The organism is Streptomyces fradiae ATCC 10745 = DSM 40063 (genome assembly GCF_008704425.1).
GTDB classification, from domain to species: Bacteria; Actinomycetota; Actinomycetes; order Streptomycetales; family Streptomycetaceae; genus Streptomyces; species Streptomyces fradiae.
In genome coordinates this window covers 2,551,050-2,567,234 of the sequence record NZ_CP023696.1, presented here as the reverse complement: position 1 = coordinate 2,567,234, position 16,185 = coordinate 2,551,050, and the positions used below count along the sequence as shown (strand labels likewise).

General features: G+C 73.0%; 13 protein-coding genes. 3 read left to right on the top strand and 10 right to left on the bottom strand.

Annotated elements, in window-relative coordinates:
* Positions 1-35: 35 nt before the first annotated feature.
* Positions 36-1,379 (bottom strand): UDP-glucose dehydrogenase family protein, encoded by a 1,344-nt coding sequence (locus tag CP974_RS11335; RefSeq protein ID WP_031131817.1) that lies wholly within the window; start codon positions 1,377-1,379, stop codon positions 36-38.
* Between the two features lie 209 nt (positions 1,380-1,588).
* Between CP974_RS11335 and CP974_RS11330 the strand changes: the two genes are divergently transcribed.
* Positions 1,589-2,746 carry an acyl-CoA dehydrogenase gene (locus tag CP974_RS11330; RefSeq protein WP_031131815.1) on the top strand — a complete coding sequence of 386 codons (1,158 nt, stop codon included), beginning with the start codon at positions 1,589-1,591 and terminating at the stop codon, positions 2,744-2,746.
* Positions 2,747-2,837: 91 nt separating this feature from the next.
* On the opposite strand, the gene CP974_RS11325 is transcribed toward CP974_RS11330, so the two are convergent.
* The 7 genes from CP974_RS11325 to CP974_RS11295 all read right to left on the bottom strand — a co-directional run bounded on the left by CP974_RS11325 (position 2,838) and on the right by CP974_RS11295 (position 9,929).
* Positions 2,838-3,662 (bottom strand): thioesterase II family protein, encoded by an 825-nt coding sequence (locus tag CP974_RS11325; RefSeq protein ID WP_051839434.1) that lies wholly within the window; start codon positions 3,660-3,662, stop codon positions 2,838-2,840.
* Positions 3,659-4,666: a DMT family transporter gene (locus tag CP974_RS11320; protein WP_196786107.1), complete on the bottom strand. Its 1,008-nt coding sequence runs from the start codon at positions 4,664-4,666 to the stop codon at positions 3,659-3,661. Before CP974_RS11320 ends, CP974_RS11325 begins: the two co-directional genes overlap by 4 nt.
* Entirely contained in the window at positions 4,653-5,306 is a 654-nt protein-coding gene (locus CP974_RS11315) for an alanyl-tRNA editing protein (RefSeq protein WP_031131809.1), read from the bottom strand. The genes CP974_RS11320 and CP974_RS11315 overlap by 14 nt, the downstream gene beginning before the upstream one ends.
* Positions 5,307-5,384: 78 nt before the next feature.
* The gene (locus CP974_RS11310) at positions 5,385-6,341 is read right to left on the bottom strand and encodes a chlorinating enzyme (RefSeq protein WP_031131807.1); all 957 of its coding nucleotides are present in this window, start codon (positions 6,339-6,341) and stop codon (positions 5,385-5,387) included.
* 70 nt (positions 6,342-6,411) lie between these two features.
* The gene (locus tag CP974_RS11305) at positions 6,412-6,681 is read right to left on the bottom strand and encodes an acyl carrier protein (RefSeq protein WP_051839433.1); all 270 of its coding nucleotides are present in this window, start codon (positions 6,679-6,681) and stop codon (positions 6,412-6,414) included.
* Between the two features lie 4 nt (positions 6,682-6,685).
* Positions 6,686-8,332, bottom strand: a complete 1,647-nt coding sequence (locus tag CP974_RS11300; RefSeq protein WP_031131803.1) for an amino acid adenylation domain-containing protein — start codon at positions 8,330-8,332, stop codon at positions 6,686-6,688.
* Between the two features lie 586 nt (positions 8,333-8,918).
* Complete coding sequence (locus tag CP974_RS11295; protein ID WP_031131801.1) at positions 8,919-9,929, bottom strand: glycosyltransferase family 2 protein; 1,011 nt, start codon at positions 9,927-9,929, stop codon at positions 8,919-8,921.
* 207 nt (positions 9,930-10,136) lie between these two features.
* On the opposite strand from CP974_RS11295, the gene CP974_RS11290 reads away from it, so the two are divergent.
* The gene (locus CP974_RS11290; RefSeq protein WP_443078504.1) at positions 10,137-11,861 is read left to right on the top strand and encodes an LCP family glycopolymer transferase; all 1,725 of its coding nucleotides are present in this window, start codon (positions 10,137-10,139) and stop codon (positions 11,859-11,861) included.
* 363 nt (positions 11,862-12,224) lie between these two features.
* On the opposite strand, the gene CP974_RS11285 is transcribed toward CP974_RS11290, so the two are convergent.
* Entirely contained in the window at positions 12,225-12,758 is a 534-nt protein-coding gene (locus CP974_RS11285; RefSeq protein WP_031130179.1) for an acyl-CoA thioesterase, read from the bottom strand.
* 119 nt (positions 12,759-12,877) lie between these two features.
* Here CP974_RS11285 and CP974_RS11280 point away from each other — a divergent pair, with 119 nt between their 5' ends.
* Positions 12,878-14,173 (top strand): LCP family protein, encoded by a 1,296-nt coding sequence (locus CP974_RS11280; RefSeq protein ID WP_174887808.1) that lies wholly within the window; start codon positions 12,878-12,880, stop codon positions 14,171-14,173.
* Positions 14,174-14,298: 125 nt separating this feature from the next.
* On the opposite strand, the gene CP974_RS11275 is transcribed toward CP974_RS11280, so the two are convergent.
* The gene (locus CP974_RS11275) at positions 14,299-16,185 is read right to left on the bottom strand and encodes an LCP family protein (RefSeq protein ID WP_174887809.1); all 1,887 of its coding nucleotides are present in this window, start codon (positions 16,183-16,185) and stop codon (positions 14,299-14,301) included.

Genomic DNA, 16,185 nt, shown 5'->3' with positions numbered 1-16,185 from the left:
CGCGCTCCCGCGCCGACGCCCGCTCCCGCCCCCCGCTACGCGCGCGGGCGGCCCATCGCGCGGAAGGTCCAGCCCGCCGAGCGCCAGAGCTCGGCGTCCAGGGCGTTGCGGCCGTCCAGGATCACCCGGGCGCCGGCGACCCCGCCCAGCTCCTCCGGGTCCAGCTCGCGGAACTCGCGCCACTCGGTCAGGTGCAGCACCACGTCGGCGCCCCGCACGGCCTCCAGGGCGCTGTCCGCGTACGCGAGCGTCGGGAAGACGCGGCGGGCGTTGTCCATGGCCTTCGGGTCGTACACGGTGACCTGGCCGCCCTGGAGGTGGATCTGCCCGGCGACGTTCAGCGCGGGGGAGTCCCGCACGTCGTCGGAGTCCGGCTTGAACGCGGCGCCGAGCACGGCGACCCGCTTGCCGAGGAACGTCCCGTCGCCGAGGGCCTCGCGGGCCATGCCGACCATCTGGCCGCGGCGCCGCATGTTGATGGAGTCGATCTCCCGCAGGAAGGTCAGCGCCTGGTCGGCGCCCAGCTCGCCCGCGCGGGCCATGAACGCCCGGATGTCCTTGGGCAGGCAGCCGCCGCCGAAGCCGATCCCGGCGCGCAGGAACTTGGCGCCGATCCGCTCGTCGTAGCCGATGGCCTCCGCGAGCCTGGCGACGTCGCCGCCCGCCGCCTCGCACACCTCGGCCATCGCGTTGATGAAGGAGATCTTGGTGGCGAGGAAGGAGTTCGCGGCCGTCTTCACCAGCTCGGCGGTCGGGAAGTCCGTCACGACGAACGGGGCGCCCTCGCCGACCGGGACCTCGTACACCTCGCGCAGCACCTTCTCGGCGCGCTCGCTCTCCACGCCGACGACGATCCGGTCCGGGCGGAGGGTGTCCTGGACGGCGAACCCCTCGCGCAGGAACTCCGGGTTCCACGCCAGCTCCACGTCCGCGCCGGCCGGGGAGCGCTCCGCGAGGAGCCGGGAGAGGCGCTCGGCGCTGCCGACGGGGACGGTGGACTTGCCGACGACCAGGCAGGGCCGCCTCAGGTGCGGGGCGAGCGCGCCGAAGGCCGCGTCGACGAAGCTCATGTCGCAGCCGTACTCGCCCTGCTTCTGCGGCGTGTTCACACAGACGAAGTGGACGTCGCCGAAGTCGCCGGCCTCCTCCCAGGAGGTGGTGAAGCGCAGCCGCCCCGTGGAGCCCTCGATGCCGGCGACGTGCTTGCGCAGCAGGTCCTCCAGACCGGGCTCGTACATGGGCACCCGGCCGTCGGCGAGCATCTCGATCTTCGCGGGGTCGATGTCGAGCCCCAGCACCTCGAAGCCGATCTCCGCCATGGCCGCGGCGTGGGTGGCGCCGAGGTATCCGGTGCCGATCACGGTGATCTTCAGGGCCATGTGCGCCGCTCCAGTGCTGTACGTGCCGGGAATGCGAACCGAGCATAGTCGGGAGCGCTCCGGGGCAGGCATCGGGCGGTGCGCGGGCCGTCGGCGGGCGCTGTCAGCAAGCTCACGTGGGCCTCTCGTAGGCCGGGACGGCCGGCGCGCACTAAAATTCGGGTTACTTAACGGTAGTTAGCACCGCAGCTCTGGGGAGTGAGAGAGACATGGCGGGAACGCCTGACTTCGACCTGTACCGCCCGTCCGAGGAGCACGACATGCTCCGGGACACCGTCCGCTCGCTCGCCGAGGCCAAGATCGCGCCGCACGCCGCCGCCGTGGACGAGGAGGCCCGCTTCCCGCAGGAGGCGCTGGACGCCCTCGTCTCCTCCGACCTGCACGCGGTGCACGTCCCCGAGACGTACGGCGGCGCGGGCGCCGACGCACTCGCGACCGTGATCGTCATCGAGGAGGTGGCCCGCGTCTGCGCGTCGTCCTCCCTCATCCCGGCCGTGAACAAGCTGGGCTCGCTGCCGGTGATCCTCTCCGGCTCCGAGGAGCTGAAGAGCAAGTACCTGGGCCCGCTCGCCAAGGGCGACGCGATGTTCTCGTACTGCCTGTCCGAGCCGGACGCCGGCTCCGACGCGGCCGGCATGAAGACCAAGGCCGTCCGCGACGGCGACCACTACGTCCTCAACGGCGTGAAGCGCTGGATCACCAACGCGGGCGTCTCCGAGTACTACACGGTCATGGCCGTCACCGACCCGTCGAAGCGCTCCAAGGGCATCAGCGCCTTCGTCGTCGAGAAGTCCGACGAGGGCGTCTCCTTCGGCGCCCCGGAGAAGAAGCTCGGCATCAAGGGCTCCCCGACCCGCGAGGTCTACCTCGACAACGTCCGCATCCCCGCCGACCGCATGATCGGCGAGGAGGGCACCGGCTTCGCCACGGCCATGAAGACCCTGGACCACACCCGCATCACCATCGCGGCGCAGGCCATCGGCATCGCCCAGGGCGCCCTCGACTACGCCAAGGGCTACGTGCAGGAGCGCAAGCAGTTCGGCAAGGCCATCGCCGAGTTCCAGGGCGTGCAGTTCATGCTCGCCGACATGGCGATGAAGCTGGAGGCGGCCCGCCAGCTCACCTACGCGGCGGCGGCCAAGTCCGAGCGCGTCGACGCCGACCTGACGTTCTTCGGCGCGGCGGCCAAGTGCTTCGCCTCCGACGTCGCCATGGAGATCACCACGGACGCGGTCCAGCTCCTCGGCGGATACGGCTTCACCCGCGACTACCCGGTCGAGCGCATGATGCGCGACGCCAAGATCACCCAGATCTACGAGGGCACCAACCAGGTCCAGCGCATCGTCATGGCCAGGAACCTCCCGTAGCACCGTCGCCCCCGCGGGGAAGACGACGGCCCCCGGCATCGTGCCGGGGGCCGTTCGCGTGGGAGTGCCGCTGTCCTGGTGCGGGGAGGGTTCAGACGGGCAGGCCGGGGCGTGCCGGGTCGGCGCCCGACAGGGCCGGCTCGGCGGCCGGGTCCGCGACGGCCGGGCCCGCGACGGCCGGGTCCGCGAGGGCCGCCGGGTTCGCGAGGGCCGCCAGTCGGGTGGCCACCGTCTCGGCCACCGCCTCCGCCTGGTCGGCGAGGTAGAAGTGGCCGCCCGGGAAGCGCACCCGCTCCGTGGACGCCGCGGAGCTCAGCCGCCAGCTGTCCAGCTCCGCGTCGGTGAAGACGTCCGCCGTCCCGCAGCACACCACGAGGTGGCTCTCGGTCTTCGTGCCCCGCAGGGTGCGTATGAAGGAGTCGCACACGGCGAAGTCCGCCCGCTGCAGCCGTGCCGCGTGACGGCGCAGTTGCTCGTGCTCCAGGATCTGCGGGGCCAGCCCGCCGAACCGCCCGGCGACGCGCAGGACCTCCTCGTCGTCCGCCTCCAACGGGTCCCCGTCGAACAGCGGCTTCGCGGCGAGCGGCCCGGCGTTCGCCGAGGCGAAGAGGACGGAGCAGCGCGCCCGCCCCGCCGCCCGCTCCTGCCGGGCGGCCAGCGAGAGCCCCAGGTAGGCCCCCATGCTGTGGCCGAAGACCGCGAACTCCCCGGTCACCCCGGCGTCCTCCAGGCGGGCCGCGAGGTCGTCCACGGCGTCCTCGGCGGTGTGGACCGGGGCGTCCCGGCGGCGGCGGCCCCGGCCGGGCAGTTCCAGCGGGACCGGTTCGATCCAGTCGGGCAGCGCTCTGACGAGTCCGCTGAAGACCTGGGCGGTACCGCCCGAATGGTGGAGCAGGACCAGTGGGTAGCGACTCACTCCGTGACCTCCCGTGCAGGTGGTGGGGGTGTGCGCCGCCGGGCGTCCACCCAGCGTCCCAGGTAGGCCGACAGCAGCACCAGCGCTCCGCCCGCCAGCTGGAGGGGGCCGAGGTGCTCGCTGAGCAGGACGACCGCGAAGACCGCGGCGAAGAAGGGCTCGGTGGACAGCACCAGGCCCACCCGGGTGGGGCTCGACACCCGTGCGGCGTGCAGTTGGGTGAGGAAGGCGAACGCCGTGCCGGCCACCCCGAGGTACGCGATGACCAGCCAGGCGTCGCCCGGCAGGTGTGTGATCTCGTGCCAGGACCGGGCCGGCTGGACGAGCGAGAAGAGCAGACCGCCCGCCGCCACCACCCACAGCTCGATGGCCGTCACCCGGACGAGTGATACCTCGCGGCCCTTCGCACGTGATCCGAAGAGCACGATCTGCGCGGCCCGGATGACGGCGGCGGCCAGGATGATGAGGTCGCCGCTCCGCACGGAGAACCCCTGGTTCAGGGTGAGCAGCGCGCAGCCGGCGAGGGAGAGCAGGGTCAGCGGGTAGATGCTCGGGGCGATGCGCGCCCGCAGGAAGATCCGTTCGATCAGCGGGACGAGCATCACCGACAGGGAGATGAGGAAGCCGGCGTTGGACGCCAGGGTGTAGCGGACGCCCAGCGTCTCCAGGAACAGGATGCCGAAGAGCAGGACCCCGAACAGCACGCCGAGCGAGAACTCCTCGCGGCTGACCTTGCGCCAGGCGCGCAGGGACAGCAGCGTGATGACCAGGGCGCCCATCGCGAAGCGTAAGAAGAGGAAGGCCGGGACGGAGATGAACTGCCCCGACCACTGCATCGCCACGTAGGTGGAGCCCCACACGATCGCCACGCCCAGGACCCCGAGGTCGACGAGCCAGGTGCCGGACGGGCGCGCGGCCGGCGCGGCCGCGGGCCGCCCGGCGGGGCCCGCACCGGAGGGGCCCGCCTCGGTGACGGTCTTCGCGGCGCGGTCAGACGTGCTCAACGACGTACCCCACCTTCAGGACGCCGCCCTTGACCTTGACCGAGCGCAGCGAGAAGCCCGTGAGCTGCCCGAGCGAGCTGACGTGGGTGCCGCCGCACGGGTCCTCGTGGAGACCGTCGATGCCGATGAGACGCAGGTCGCCGCTCTCGCTCGCGTACACCTTGCGGTCGTCCTCGATGGCCCGGAGGGTGCGCTCCTCCACGGTCCTCGCCAGCTGCTCCAGGTCGGGCTTGTCCGCTCCCGCGTCGAACTCGATGCGCGCCTGGCCGGGGAAGTGGTTGCTCACCCGGTGGCGGAAGCCGAGCTCCCGTACGAACCCGTCCACCACGTGGCCGCAGGTGTGCAGGGCCGCGTGGCGGCGGCGCACCTCGGGGTCGACGCTGCTCGTGACCTCGTCGCCGACCTCGAGGAGCCGCTCGCACGAGAGGCGTACGACGTGGGTGTCCGTCCCGGGTGCCTTGAAGGGGCGCACGGCCATGTCGCCGACCGTGCCCACGTCGCCCGGCTGTCCGCCGCCCTGGGGGTGGAAGACGTTGTCCCGCAGGGTCAGCCAGCTGCCGAGTTCGCCGGTCCCGGCGTCCACCACCTGCGTGGTGACGGTGAACCGGTACGTGTCCTCAAGGTAGATGTGTCGCTGCAACGAAGGCTCCGAGGTCGAGAGTTGGCGGTGTACGGGGGCGGTCCGCCGGGCGGGCCGCCCCCGCCTCGTCACAGACTCTCAGAAACGCCGGGGGGTGAAGGGGAAACCGGTCCGGCTCTCCGTCGCGATGCGGTTGATGCCGTACGTGTCCTCACCGGCGACCACGACCGCGCCGTAGTTGTCGAGCGGGATGCCGCCGCCGTACTCGGCCACGGTCTCCGTCCCGGGGTAGACCTGCACCTGGGTGGGCACGTAGCGGGCGGCGAAGCCCATGCGGTAGTCCTTGCTGCCGCCGGTGTGGGGGAGCGAGGCGTGCATCAGGGTCGACCAGAAGATGACGCACTCGCCCTTCTTCATCACGAGGGGGAACGCCTTGGACTCGTCCGGCTTCCAGTTCGGGTCCTTCTGGAGCTGGCGGTAGTCGTAGCCGAAGAAGCCGCGCTTGACGCCGTCCTTCTCGCGGCCGTTGATGGCGTCGGGGTCGTAGTCCATCGCCAGGGACTCGTCGTAGTTCATGTGCCGGTGGGTGCCGGGCATGAGCTGGAGGCAGCCGTTCTCCAGGGTGGAGTCGGTGAAGGCGGTCCACACGGTGATGGTGCCGCCGAACGAGGGCCGGCCCTCCTCGGACGGCCACATGATCTGCGGCTTCTTGCTGGCGTTGGCGAACGTGGACGCCTGGTGCCAGTCGGTCCCCTCGTCGCCCGGGTACTTGGGGAAGAACTCCGTGCGCCAGCACAGGACGTCGGGGCCGAGGATGGAGACGACGCGGTCGACGATCCGCTCGTTCATGATGTGCTCGGAGAGCAGGTCGACGTCGAGGTGCCGGTCGTAGTTGGAGATGTTCGTGACGGCACCGTGCGCGTCGACCGGGTAGATGGCGCGGGAGCGGTTCGGCAGGCGGCGCCGGATGGCGTCCCAGCGCTCCTCCATCTCCTCCGGCTCGTAGATCTTGATGGGGCCGATGAAGCCGTCACGCTCGAACTTCTCCAGCTCCTCGGCGCTGAGCCGGAAGTCCGTCTGCTCGTTGATCTTCATGCGTGGTCACCCTTCGATATGGCTGGTCTACCGCTCATGGGTGGTACGTCGGAGTGCGGGGAACGGCCCGTCAGTCGCGTCCCGCGCGGGTGGACAGTTCGGCGGCGGCGTCCGCGATGCTCTTCTCGAAGAGCACCTCCATGTCGTACTCGGCGCCGAATTCCTTCTTGGCGCGCTCGCTGAGCTGGAGGGCGAGCATGGAGTGTCCGCCCAGGTCGAGGAAGTTGTCCTCGGGGCGCGCCTCGGGCTCTTCGAGCATTTCGGCGACCCATTCCAGGGTGAGCCGCTGGACCTCCTCGGCGCTCCGCACGCTCTCGGTGCCGCTCAGGGTTTCCGACATTTCCCTATCTCCTGTCCTCGAAGAGCCGGGCCACCGCGGCCCGGTCGGCTTTTCCGTTGACGGTGCGCGGCAGTTCGGAAAGCTCCATGTAATGCGCGGGATGCATGTACGACGGAAGGGCCGCCTTCACATGACCGCGCAGTGAGCGGACGCTGACGCCGGCGTCCCGGCCGGGTGCCGCCGTGTAGGCGCACACCAGCCGGCTGTCGCCCGGGGCGAACTCGCGCATCCACACCACCGTGTCGGCCACCTCCGGGTGGGCGCGCACGGCGGCCTCCACGTCGGTGAGTTCGACGCGGTGGCCGCGGAGCTTCACCTGGAGGTCGGCCCGGCCCCGGTAGACCAGGTCCCCTCCGGGGCGGCGGCTGACCAGGTCGCCGGAGCGGTAGTAGCGCCGGGACGGTCCGCCGTCCGGTGCCGGACCCGTGGTGAAGCGTTGCGAGGTCAGCTCCGGCCGGTTGAGGTAGCCCTCGCTCACCTGCGGTCCGGCCAGCCACAGCTCGCCCTGCTCGCCCGGCTCGGCGTCCCGTCCGTCCTCGGTGACGATCCGGTGGGTGAAGCCGGGCAGCGGCCGGCCGACGACCGACTCCTCCTGTGCCAGGTCCTCGTCGGTGAGCCGGTGGAAGGTGGCGTGCACCGTGGTCTCGGTGATCCCGTACATGTTGACCAGGTGCGGCCGCTCCATGCCGAAACGTTTCGCCCATGGGCGCACGGCGGAGGGGGTGAGCTTCTCGCCGCCGAAGACGACGTAGCGCAGGTCGGGCAGGTCGATGCCCTCGTCGAGGACGGCGCCGGTCAGCGCCGTGAAGGCGGTCGGCGTCTGGTTCAGCACCGTGATGCCCAGGTCCCGCACGACGTGGGCGGTCGCCTTGGGGGTGCGGGCCGTCCAGTACGGCAGTACGGCCAGCTCCGCGCCGGTGGAGAGCGCGCCCCAGACCTCCCAGACCGAGAAGTCGAAGGCCAGGGAGTGGAAGAGCAGCCACCGGTCGTCGGGGGAGAAAGCGAACAGGCGGGATGCGGCCCCGAGCAGGGCGGTGACGTTGGCGTGCCGGACGGGGACGCCCTTGGGGCGGCCCGTGGTGCCGGAGGTGTAGATGATGTAGGCGACGTCCTGCGGGCCGGGCGGCTCCGGGGCGGCGTCCCCGGTCGCGCGGTGCTCCCGCAGCGCCGCGACCGCCTCCTCGGTGATCACCGGCCCGGGGTGCCCGGAGGCCTCCCCGGGGTCCCCGACCAGGGCGGCCACGCCGCTGTCGGAGACGATGAACGCGTCGCGGGCGGGCGGGTTGCGGGTGTCCAGGGGGACGTAGGCGGCGCCGGCCCGGAGGATGCCCAGCACGGCCGCGATGGCGTTCGCGCCCGGCCGCATGCGCAACGCGACCCGGTCGCCCCTCCTCACCCCGGTCTCGTGGAGAAGGCCCGCGACCGCCTCGGACCAGGACGAGAGACGGCCGTAGCCGAATTCCTCGCCCTCGATTCTCAGGGCGGTGCGCCCGGGACTTCGGGTGGCGGCCCGGGAGAATAACTCGACCAGTGTGGCGCTCGATTCGGCATCCCCTGGTAAGGGAATTCCGGCTCTGTTCTCGGACACAATGCTCCATGGGTGTGGTTGACCGAAACCATCAGTCCGATACGGATCATCACCGCTTCGCATTCCTACATGTCAAACCGACCCGAGGGCAAGGGGGTGTGATCCTGATCACATTTGACTGTCAAGGTTTAATTCCACGCGATCTGCTGCCTTCCGTGGCTCGGGCTTTGCGTTTCGCGGCGGCGGCTCAGAAGGGGATCTGGCCGGTTCGTTGTCTTGACGGGACAGGGGAATCGGCCATTCCCGCTGGAAGTCGGGGCGTGTGACCTTTTCGTGAAAGGAGATGCACGGGCGCGATGGCGGTTATGCGCCGCCGTCACGGCGGGCCCGGCACGGGTGGGGAACGGGCCCGCCGAAGGGGGGCGTCCCGGCGGCCCCGGGCGTCGGCCGGGTGCCGGGCGGGCGTCGGCCGGGTGTCGGCGGTGGCCCGGGGCGGTGGGCCGAGGCGGTGGCCCGGGGCGGTGGGCCTGAGGGCGCCGGAGTGCGGGGTGCGCGGCACCGCGGACGGCGGCACCGCGGACCGTAGCCGCGGACGGCGGCCCGCGGACCGTGGCCCGCAGCCCCGGTGCCGACGCGGGCACCGGGGCTGCGGGGTGGTGGGGCGGGGTGGTGGTGCGGTGGTGCGTGGGGTCGAGGGAGGCGGGCCGGGTCAGGCCGGGGTGCGGACCGCCGGGCGGCGGCTGGCGATGACCTTCCTCGCCAGGCTGCGCGGGCTCGTCAGGAACCCGTACCCCCACGACATGTGCATCGTCGCCAGGGCCACCGGGATCCGGACGCGGGCCTTCAACGGCAGGCCCCTGCCCGCCGGTACGGAGCCCAGCGTGATCGCCGCCAGGTAGCCGCCGGGGACGGCGAAGCCCAGCGGGGTGAGCGTCGCGCCCACCACGAGGCCGGCCGCGATGGCGCAGACCGCCGCCGGCGGCGCCAGGTAGCGGAGGTTGATGGAGCCCTGGTGGTAGCGGGCCACGACGTGCCGCCAGCGGCCGTAGTCCTTGTACTGCTTCGCCAGCGCCCGCACCGACGGCCGCGGCCGGTACCGCACCCGCAGCTCCGGCGAGAACCAGATGAGCCCGCCCGCCTCGCGGATGCGGAAGTTCAGCTCCCAGTCCTGCGCCCGGATGAACTCCTCGTTGTACCCGCCCTGCTGCTCCAGCGCCTCGCGCCGGAACACCCCCAGGTACACCGTCTCCGCCGGACCGGCCTCGCCGCCCGTGTGGAACGCGGCGTTGCCCACGCCGATCCGGGACGTCATCGCGGCGGCGACGGCGTCCTCCCAGGCGTTCTCGCCCTCGGCGTGCATGATGCCGCCGACGTTCTGCGCGCCGGTCTCCTCCAGCAGCCGCACCGCCGTCGCGATGTAGTTCGGCGACAGCATGCCGTGGCCGTCGACCCGCACCACGACCGGGTGGCGCGACGCCTTGATCGCGGCGTTCAGCGCGGCGGGCGTGCGGCCCGACGGGTTGGGCACGGTGTGGACGCGCGGGTCCTCGCGGACCAGCTCGGCGGCGATCTCGTCGGTGCGGTCCGTGGACGGGCCGAGCGCGATCACCACCTCCATCTCGCCGTCGTACTCCTGGTCGAGGATGTGGCGGACCGCGTCGCGAAGATGCCGCTCCTCGTTGAGGACCGGCATGATCACGGAGACCGGGGGCAGGGGCATGGCTCCTCGGAGGTACGTAGGACATCGCGCGGCGGCGACGGCCGCGCGGCGCCGGGTGGCGACCCCGGCGGGCGGACAGCGGTAACGCCCGCCACGTTACCGCGAACGGGGGACACCGGTGCGACCCGCCCAGGGCGGTGCGACGGGTCGCTGATCGTATGGGCCTACTGTGACGGTCCCCCCATCCGCCCGCGGAGGTGTCCCCTCGTGCCCACGCCGCCCCGCCGACCCGCCCGCCCGGTCCCCCGCCCGCCGGCCACCGGCGCGAGACGGCCGGCGGGCGGGGGAGGGCAGCCGCAGCCGAGGCCCCGGCAGCCGCGCGGCACCCAGCCGCCCCCGCGCCCCACCGAGAGCCGGCCGCACCCCCAGCCGTACGCGCACGCGTACCCCCCGCCGCACCAGCAGCGCCCGTACCAGCGCCGGCCGGCGCCGCGCCCCGAGCGGCACCCCGACCAGCAGCGCCCCGACCACCGGCCCGGGCAGCGCCCCCACCGGCGCCCGCCGGCGCAGCCGCGCCCCCGGCAGCGCGGGCGGCGCCGCGCCCGGTGGGGCGCGCGGCTCGCGACCGCCCTCTCCGTGGTGGTCCTCGCCGCGGGCGGCATCGGCCACGCCGTCGTCACCAGCCTCGACACCGGCATCGGCCGCGTCGACGCGTTCAAGGACATGAAGAATCGTCCCGCCGCGGGGCACGGCACGAACATCCTGCTCGTCGGCACCGACGGCCGCGACAAGGTCACCCCCGCCGACAAGGCCCGCTACCGGCTCGGCGGCGCACCCTGCAACTGCACGGACACGATCATGCTGGCCCACATCTCGGAGGACCGGAAGCGCGTCAGCGTCGTCTCGCTGCCCCGCGACTCCTACGCCGAACTGCCCGAGCACACCGACGCCACCACGGGGGAGCGCCACGACGGCCACCCGGTCAAGCTGAACGCCGCGTACGCCGAGGGCGGGGCCAACCTCACCGTGCGGACCGTCGAGCGGATGACCGGCGTGAAGATCGACCACTACCTGGAGGTCGACTTCACCAGCTTCATGCGCACCGTGGACGCGATCGGCGGCGTCCGGGTCTGCACGGCCAAGCCCATGAAGGACGCGTACACCGGTCTCGACCTGCCCGCCGGGACGCACACCCTCGACGGCGGCAGGGCCCTGCAGTACGTGCGCTCCCGCCATGTCGACGGCGGCTCGGACCTGGAGCGGATGCGGCGCCAGCAGCGGTTCGTGGCCGCCTTCATCGACCGGGCCGCCGGCAGCGGTGCGCTCCTCAACCCGGTGCGCTTCCGCCAGGTCCTCGACGCCATGGCCGGCTCGGTCCGCGCCGACCAGGGGTTCGGCACGGAGGAGATGCTGGCGCTGGCACGGACCATGCGCGGCCTGACGACCGCGTCGTCGGAGTTCACGTCCGTGCCGGTCGGCGGGACGGGCGTGCGGATCGAGGGCGTCGGCTCGACGGTGAACTGGGACGCGGAACGGGCCCAGGAGCTGTTCGCGGCCATCCGCGAGGACCGGCCGCTCACCGGGAAGGCCGCCGAGGAACGGGCGGGCCGCACGCTCGTGGACGTGGCGCCCTCGCGGATCAGGGTCCAGGTGTACAACGGGACGTCGGTGAGCGGACTGGGCGCGCGGGCGGACGCGGCGCTGCGGGCGACCGGTTTCGACACCACCCGCACCCCGCGCAACGCCGACCGCCGCGACGCGGCCCACACCCTCGTCCTGTACGACCCGCGCTGGGACCGCTCCGTCAAGTCCCTCGCGGCGGCCCTGCCGGGCGCCCGGCTGCGGGCGGTGGAGGGCCAGGGGCCGCTGATGAAGGTGACGGTGGGCGCGGACTTCACGGAGGTGCGGCCGGTGCGCACCGAAGCTCCGGCCGGGGCGGACCCGTCCGGCGGCGGGAAGGCCGTCACGGGGGACCGGGTGGTCTGCCCCTGAGGGGAGCGGTGGACGGGGGCGCTCGCGACGGGTGGGCGCCCCCTGCCGGACGGGGCGCGGCGCCCGGGGTGGGCGGCCCGCCGGACGGGTGGCGCCGCCCCGGCGGGCAGTCCCCGCCGGGTGGGACCGACCCGGCACCGACTGACGGACTGCGGCCGCCGGGCCGGCCCCGCACCGCCGCCTGAAGGGCCGGCCCGCCCAAGGGACCTGCGCGTGACCCCGCCTGACGGGCCGTCCACGCCCTGCGGGACGTTCTCGCCTGACGGTCCCGGCACGCCTGACGCGGCCCTCCCTACCCCACACCGTGAGGTCGCGGGGGCGGGGCGCCCGCCGGGCCCGGCCGGGTCGCCTCGCCGGCCGGGCTCAGTCGTCGATGCCCTCGGCCGCGCGGCGCTCGCGGAGCTCCTTGATGGCGCGGCGCCGGGCCAGTCGGTGGGTGCGGCGGATCTGGGCCTCCTGGTAGCGGCGCTTGTCCCGCTCCGTCTCCGGGATCACCGGCGGTACGGGGCGGGGCCTGCCGTCCGCGTCCACGGCGGCGAACACCAGGTACGCCGAGCCGACCTGCGTGGCCGGCGTCGACTCGTTCCACCGCTCCGCCAGCACCCGCACGCCGACCTCCATGGAGGACCGGCCGGTCCAGTTGACCTGCGCCTTCACATGGACGAGGTCGCCGACCCTGACCGGCTCCAGGAAGACCATCTCGTCCATGGAGGCGGTGACGGCGGGTCCGCCGGAGTGCCGGCCGGCGACCGCGCCCGCCGCGTCGTCCACCAACTTCATGATCACGCCGCCGTGGACGGTACCGAGCAGGTTGGTGTCGTTGCCCGTCATGATGTGGCTGAGCGTGGTGCGGGAGGCCGAGGTCGGCTTGCCCTCGGGGATGGCCTGATCTGTCATGCCCTCCACCATATGCCCGGAGTCGGGAAGGTCCGCATTGCATCAGCTTGGCTACAGCGGCGCCCCCGTTCCTCACCCGCCCTGTGAGGGTCGCACGGGCGCGCGGCACACTGTTGCGCATGAATGACTGGCCTCAAGGATGGTCCGGCGGCCGTGACGGGCGTCACGGCGGCGGCGGTGGCGACGCCCAGCCGGAGGGTGCCCGCGTGATGCCCCACGTGCGGCGGCCCGGGTCCGTGCCGCCGCGGCAGCGGCAGGGGTACGACGACGCGGCCGGCCACGCCGGCGCACCGTACGACAGCGGATACAACACGGGCCAGGTCTACGGCATCCCGCGCCCCGCGGGCCCCGCCGACCCCGGCGGGCCCTACGGCGGAGGGGGCCGCGGCACCGGCGCGCCGCCCCCGCCCGCGTACAGCCCCGGCGCGCGCCCCGCGCCCGACTGGCGCCGCCGCGTCAAGATCGGGTCGATCGCGGTCGCCGTCGCCGTGCTGGCCACGACGATCGGCACGTACGCCTGGGCCTCCGGCAGGATGCGCGGCGAGGTCGACCTCGCGAAGGTCATCGAGCGCCCGCAGGAGGACGACTGCACGACGTACCTCATCGTCGGCTCCGACAGCCGCGAGGGCATGACGGCCGAGGACAAGAAGCGCCTGCACACCGGCTCCGCCGACGGCAAGCGCACCGACTCCATGATGATCCTCGCCGCCTGCGGGGGCGGGAACACGATGATCTCCCTGCCGCGCGACTCGGACGTGGAGATCCCCACCTTCGTCGGCTCCGAGTCCGGCAAGACCTTCAAGGGCACCGGCCGCCGCGTGAAGCTGAACGCCGCGTACGCCGAGGACGGCCCCGAACTGCTCGTCCGCACGGTCGAGTACAACACCGGGCTGCGCATCGACCACTACGCGGAGATCGGCTTCGCGGGCTTCGCGAACATCGTGGACGCGCTCGGCGGGGTCGAGCTGGACATCGAGAAGGGCTTCAAGGACAAGAGGTCCGGCGCCGACTTCCAGGCGGGCCGGCAGACCCTCGACGGGGAGCAGGCGCTCGCCTTCGTCCGCACCCGGTACGCCTTCGCCGAGTCGGACCTGGCGCGGACGAAGAACCAGCAGAAGTTCCTCGCCGCGCTCGCGAGCCAGGCGGCGTCGCCCGGCACGGTCCTCAACCCGTTCCGGCTGTACCCGACGCTCGGCGCCGGCCTGGACACCCTCATCGTGGACAAGGACATGTCGCTGTTCGACCTCGCGGAGATGTTCTTCGCGATGAAGGGCGTCAACGGCGGCGACGGCACGTCCATGAACATGCCCGTCTCGGGCAGCCGCGGCGGCAACCTCGTCTGGGACAAGGCGAAGGTCAAGCAGCTGGTGGGGCAGATCCAGAACGACGAGAAGGTCACCGTCACCGCCGACTGACCGGCGAGCCCCGGGGCGGCACCCGGCGCGGCGGCGGTACGGGGCGGCGGCGGTACGGGGCGGGGCCGGTCACACCGTACGGTGACCGGCCCCGCCCCTGGCCGTACCTCGTGCCCCGGCCCGCCCTACCACTGGTACGGCTTGTACACCTCCATGCAGGCGCCCTCGTCGGCGCCGTTGGAGTTCTCCGCCTCCGTCGGCAGGTCGCCGGCCTTGGGGGAGTCCTGCACCGGGTACGTGTCGCCCTCCCGCCAGTCGGCGCCGACCGTGAGCGTCATGCCCTGGGCGTCGCCGGTCGCCCGCACCGCGCCGGCCGGCACGCCGAGCGCCTTCGCCACGGAGAGCGCGTCCGCCCTGCCCTGCTCGCCGGCGGACTTCGGGTAGGCCAGGACGGTCTCCTCCGCGGGCGCGGCCGTCTGCGAGGCGGTGGCCAGCGTGAAGCCCTTGCCGCGCAGCGCCTCGGCGACGCCGCCCGCGCGGCCCCGCACCGCGTACCGCCCGTCCCCGCCGGTGCCGTTGACGACCGTCACGGAGAGGGTGGCCGGAGCGGCGGCGGCCGGGCCGGACGGCTTCGGCGCGGCGGTCGGCTCGGACGCGGCGGCCGGGCCGCCGTTGCCGTCGAAGGGGATGTCCTCGCGGAGCATCTTCCAGATCTGCCGCGCGGGCTTGTCCGCGGGCAGCAGGTGTGCGCGGTTGCGGTGGTCCTCGACCGTCGGCAGCGTCGTCATGGTGATGCGGTTGGTGGGGACGTCCTTCAACTCCATCGCCAGGTCGAAGAGCGCCTTGACGGTGCCCAGCTCCTCGGAGACCTGGAGCGCCTTCGTCCCGGCCTCCGCCAGGTCCATGATGCGGCCGGTGTCGGTGAACGCGTTCTGCTCCTTGAGCTGGCGCAGCATCGCGTTCATGTACATGTGCTGCGCCTTGGCGCGGCCCTGGTCGTTGAAGAACGCGTGCCGGGTGCGCAGCCACTGCAGGGCCTGCTCGCCCTTGACGTACGTCTCGCCCGCGGGCAGCTTCAGCCCCGAGCCGCCCTTGACCTGAGCCGTCGGCCGGTCCCACACGTTCTGCTTGACGCACACCGGCACGCCGCCGACCGCGTCGGCCATCCGCACCACACCGGCGAAGTCGACCATCATCCAGTGGTCGATGTAGACCCCGCTCAGCTTCTCCCAGGTGGTGAGGGTGCAGCCGGGGCCGCCGCGCTGCAGCGACTCGGTGATGATCCGGTTGGTGGCGGCGAACTTCTCGCCGGTCTCCGGGTCCTTGCAGGCCGGGATGTCGACGCGGGTGTCGCGGGGGATGCTCACCACGGCGGCGCTCCTGCGGTCGGCGGACACGTGCAGGAGCATCTGCACGTCGGCGCGCGGCTTGTCGCCGACGGTGTCCTTGGCGCCGCCGAGCGCCAGGTTCTCCTTGGAGTTGCGGCCGTCGGCGCCGATCAGAAGGATGTTCAGCGGGGTGTTGCCGGACGCGTCGGGCGCGGCCTTCTGCACGCCGCTCTCGCCGCCGCTGCGGCCGCCGCTGCGGATGTTGCCGTTGAGGTGCTCGATGTAGAGGTAGCCGGCGCCGGCCGTGGCGAGTATGAGCAGCGACAGCACGGAGGCGACCCAGCGGAAGACCCGCCGCCCGCCCTTGCCGTTCGCGCGCCGCTGGGCCCGCCGTCCGGCCGGGCCCGCGGGCTGCCGGCCGGGCCCGCGCCGGCCGTTCTTCGCGCCGCCCTGTGCGCCGGGGCCCTGTGCGCCGGGGCCGCGTGAGCCGCGACCCCGTGCGCCGGGGCCGCGTCCCGTACCGGCGCCCGATCCCGTACCGGCGCCCGATCCCGTACCGGCGGCCGTACCGCCGTCCGTGCCGTCCTCCGTACCGGCGGGCGTGCCGCCGTCCGTGCCGTCCTCCGTACCGGCGGGCGTGCCGCCGTCCGTGCCGGTGGCGTCGCCCCGGCCCCCGTCACGGGCGCCTCGGGCGTGCGGAACGCTCTCCCGCGTCCCCTCCCCGCGCACGCTGCTGTGTCCCAC

What these genes read in the sequence shown, in the direction of transcription:
- CP974_RS11295 (WP_031131801.1), bottom strand. Translation starts at nt 9,929, where the DNA reads ATGCCCCTGCCCCCGGTCTCCGTGATCATGCCGGTCCTCAACGAGGAG.
- CP974_RS11280 (WP_174887808.1), top strand. Translation starts at nt 12,878, where the DNA reads ATGAATGACTGGCCTCAAGGATGGTCCGGCGGCCGTGACGGGCGTCAC.
- CP974_RS11285 (WP_031130179.1), bottom strand. Translation starts at nt 12,758, where the DNA reads ATGACAGATCAGGCCATCCCCGAGGGCAAGCCGACCTCGGCCTCCCGC.
- CP974_RS11300 (WP_031131803.1), bottom strand. Translation starts at nt 8,332, where the DNA reads ATGCGAAGCGGTGATGATCCGTATCGGACTGATGGTTTCGGTCAACCA.
- CP974_RS11335 (WP_031131817.1), bottom strand. Translation starts at nt 1,379, where the DNA reads ATGGCCCTGAAGATCACCGTGATCGGCACCGGATACCTCGGCGCCACC.
- CP974_RS11330 (WP_031131815.1), top strand. Translation starts at nt 1,589, where the DNA reads ATGGCGGGAACGCCTGACTTCGACCTGTACCGCCCGTCCGAGGAGCAC.
- CP974_RS11310 (WP_031131807.1), bottom strand. Translation starts at nt 6,341, where the DNA reads ATGAAGATCAACGAGCAGACGGACTTCCGGCTCAGCGCCGAGGAGCTG.
- CP974_RS11305 (WP_051839433.1), bottom strand. Translation starts at nt 6,681, where the DNA reads ATGTCGGAAACCCTGAGCGGCACCGAGAGCGTGCGGAGCGCCGAGGAG.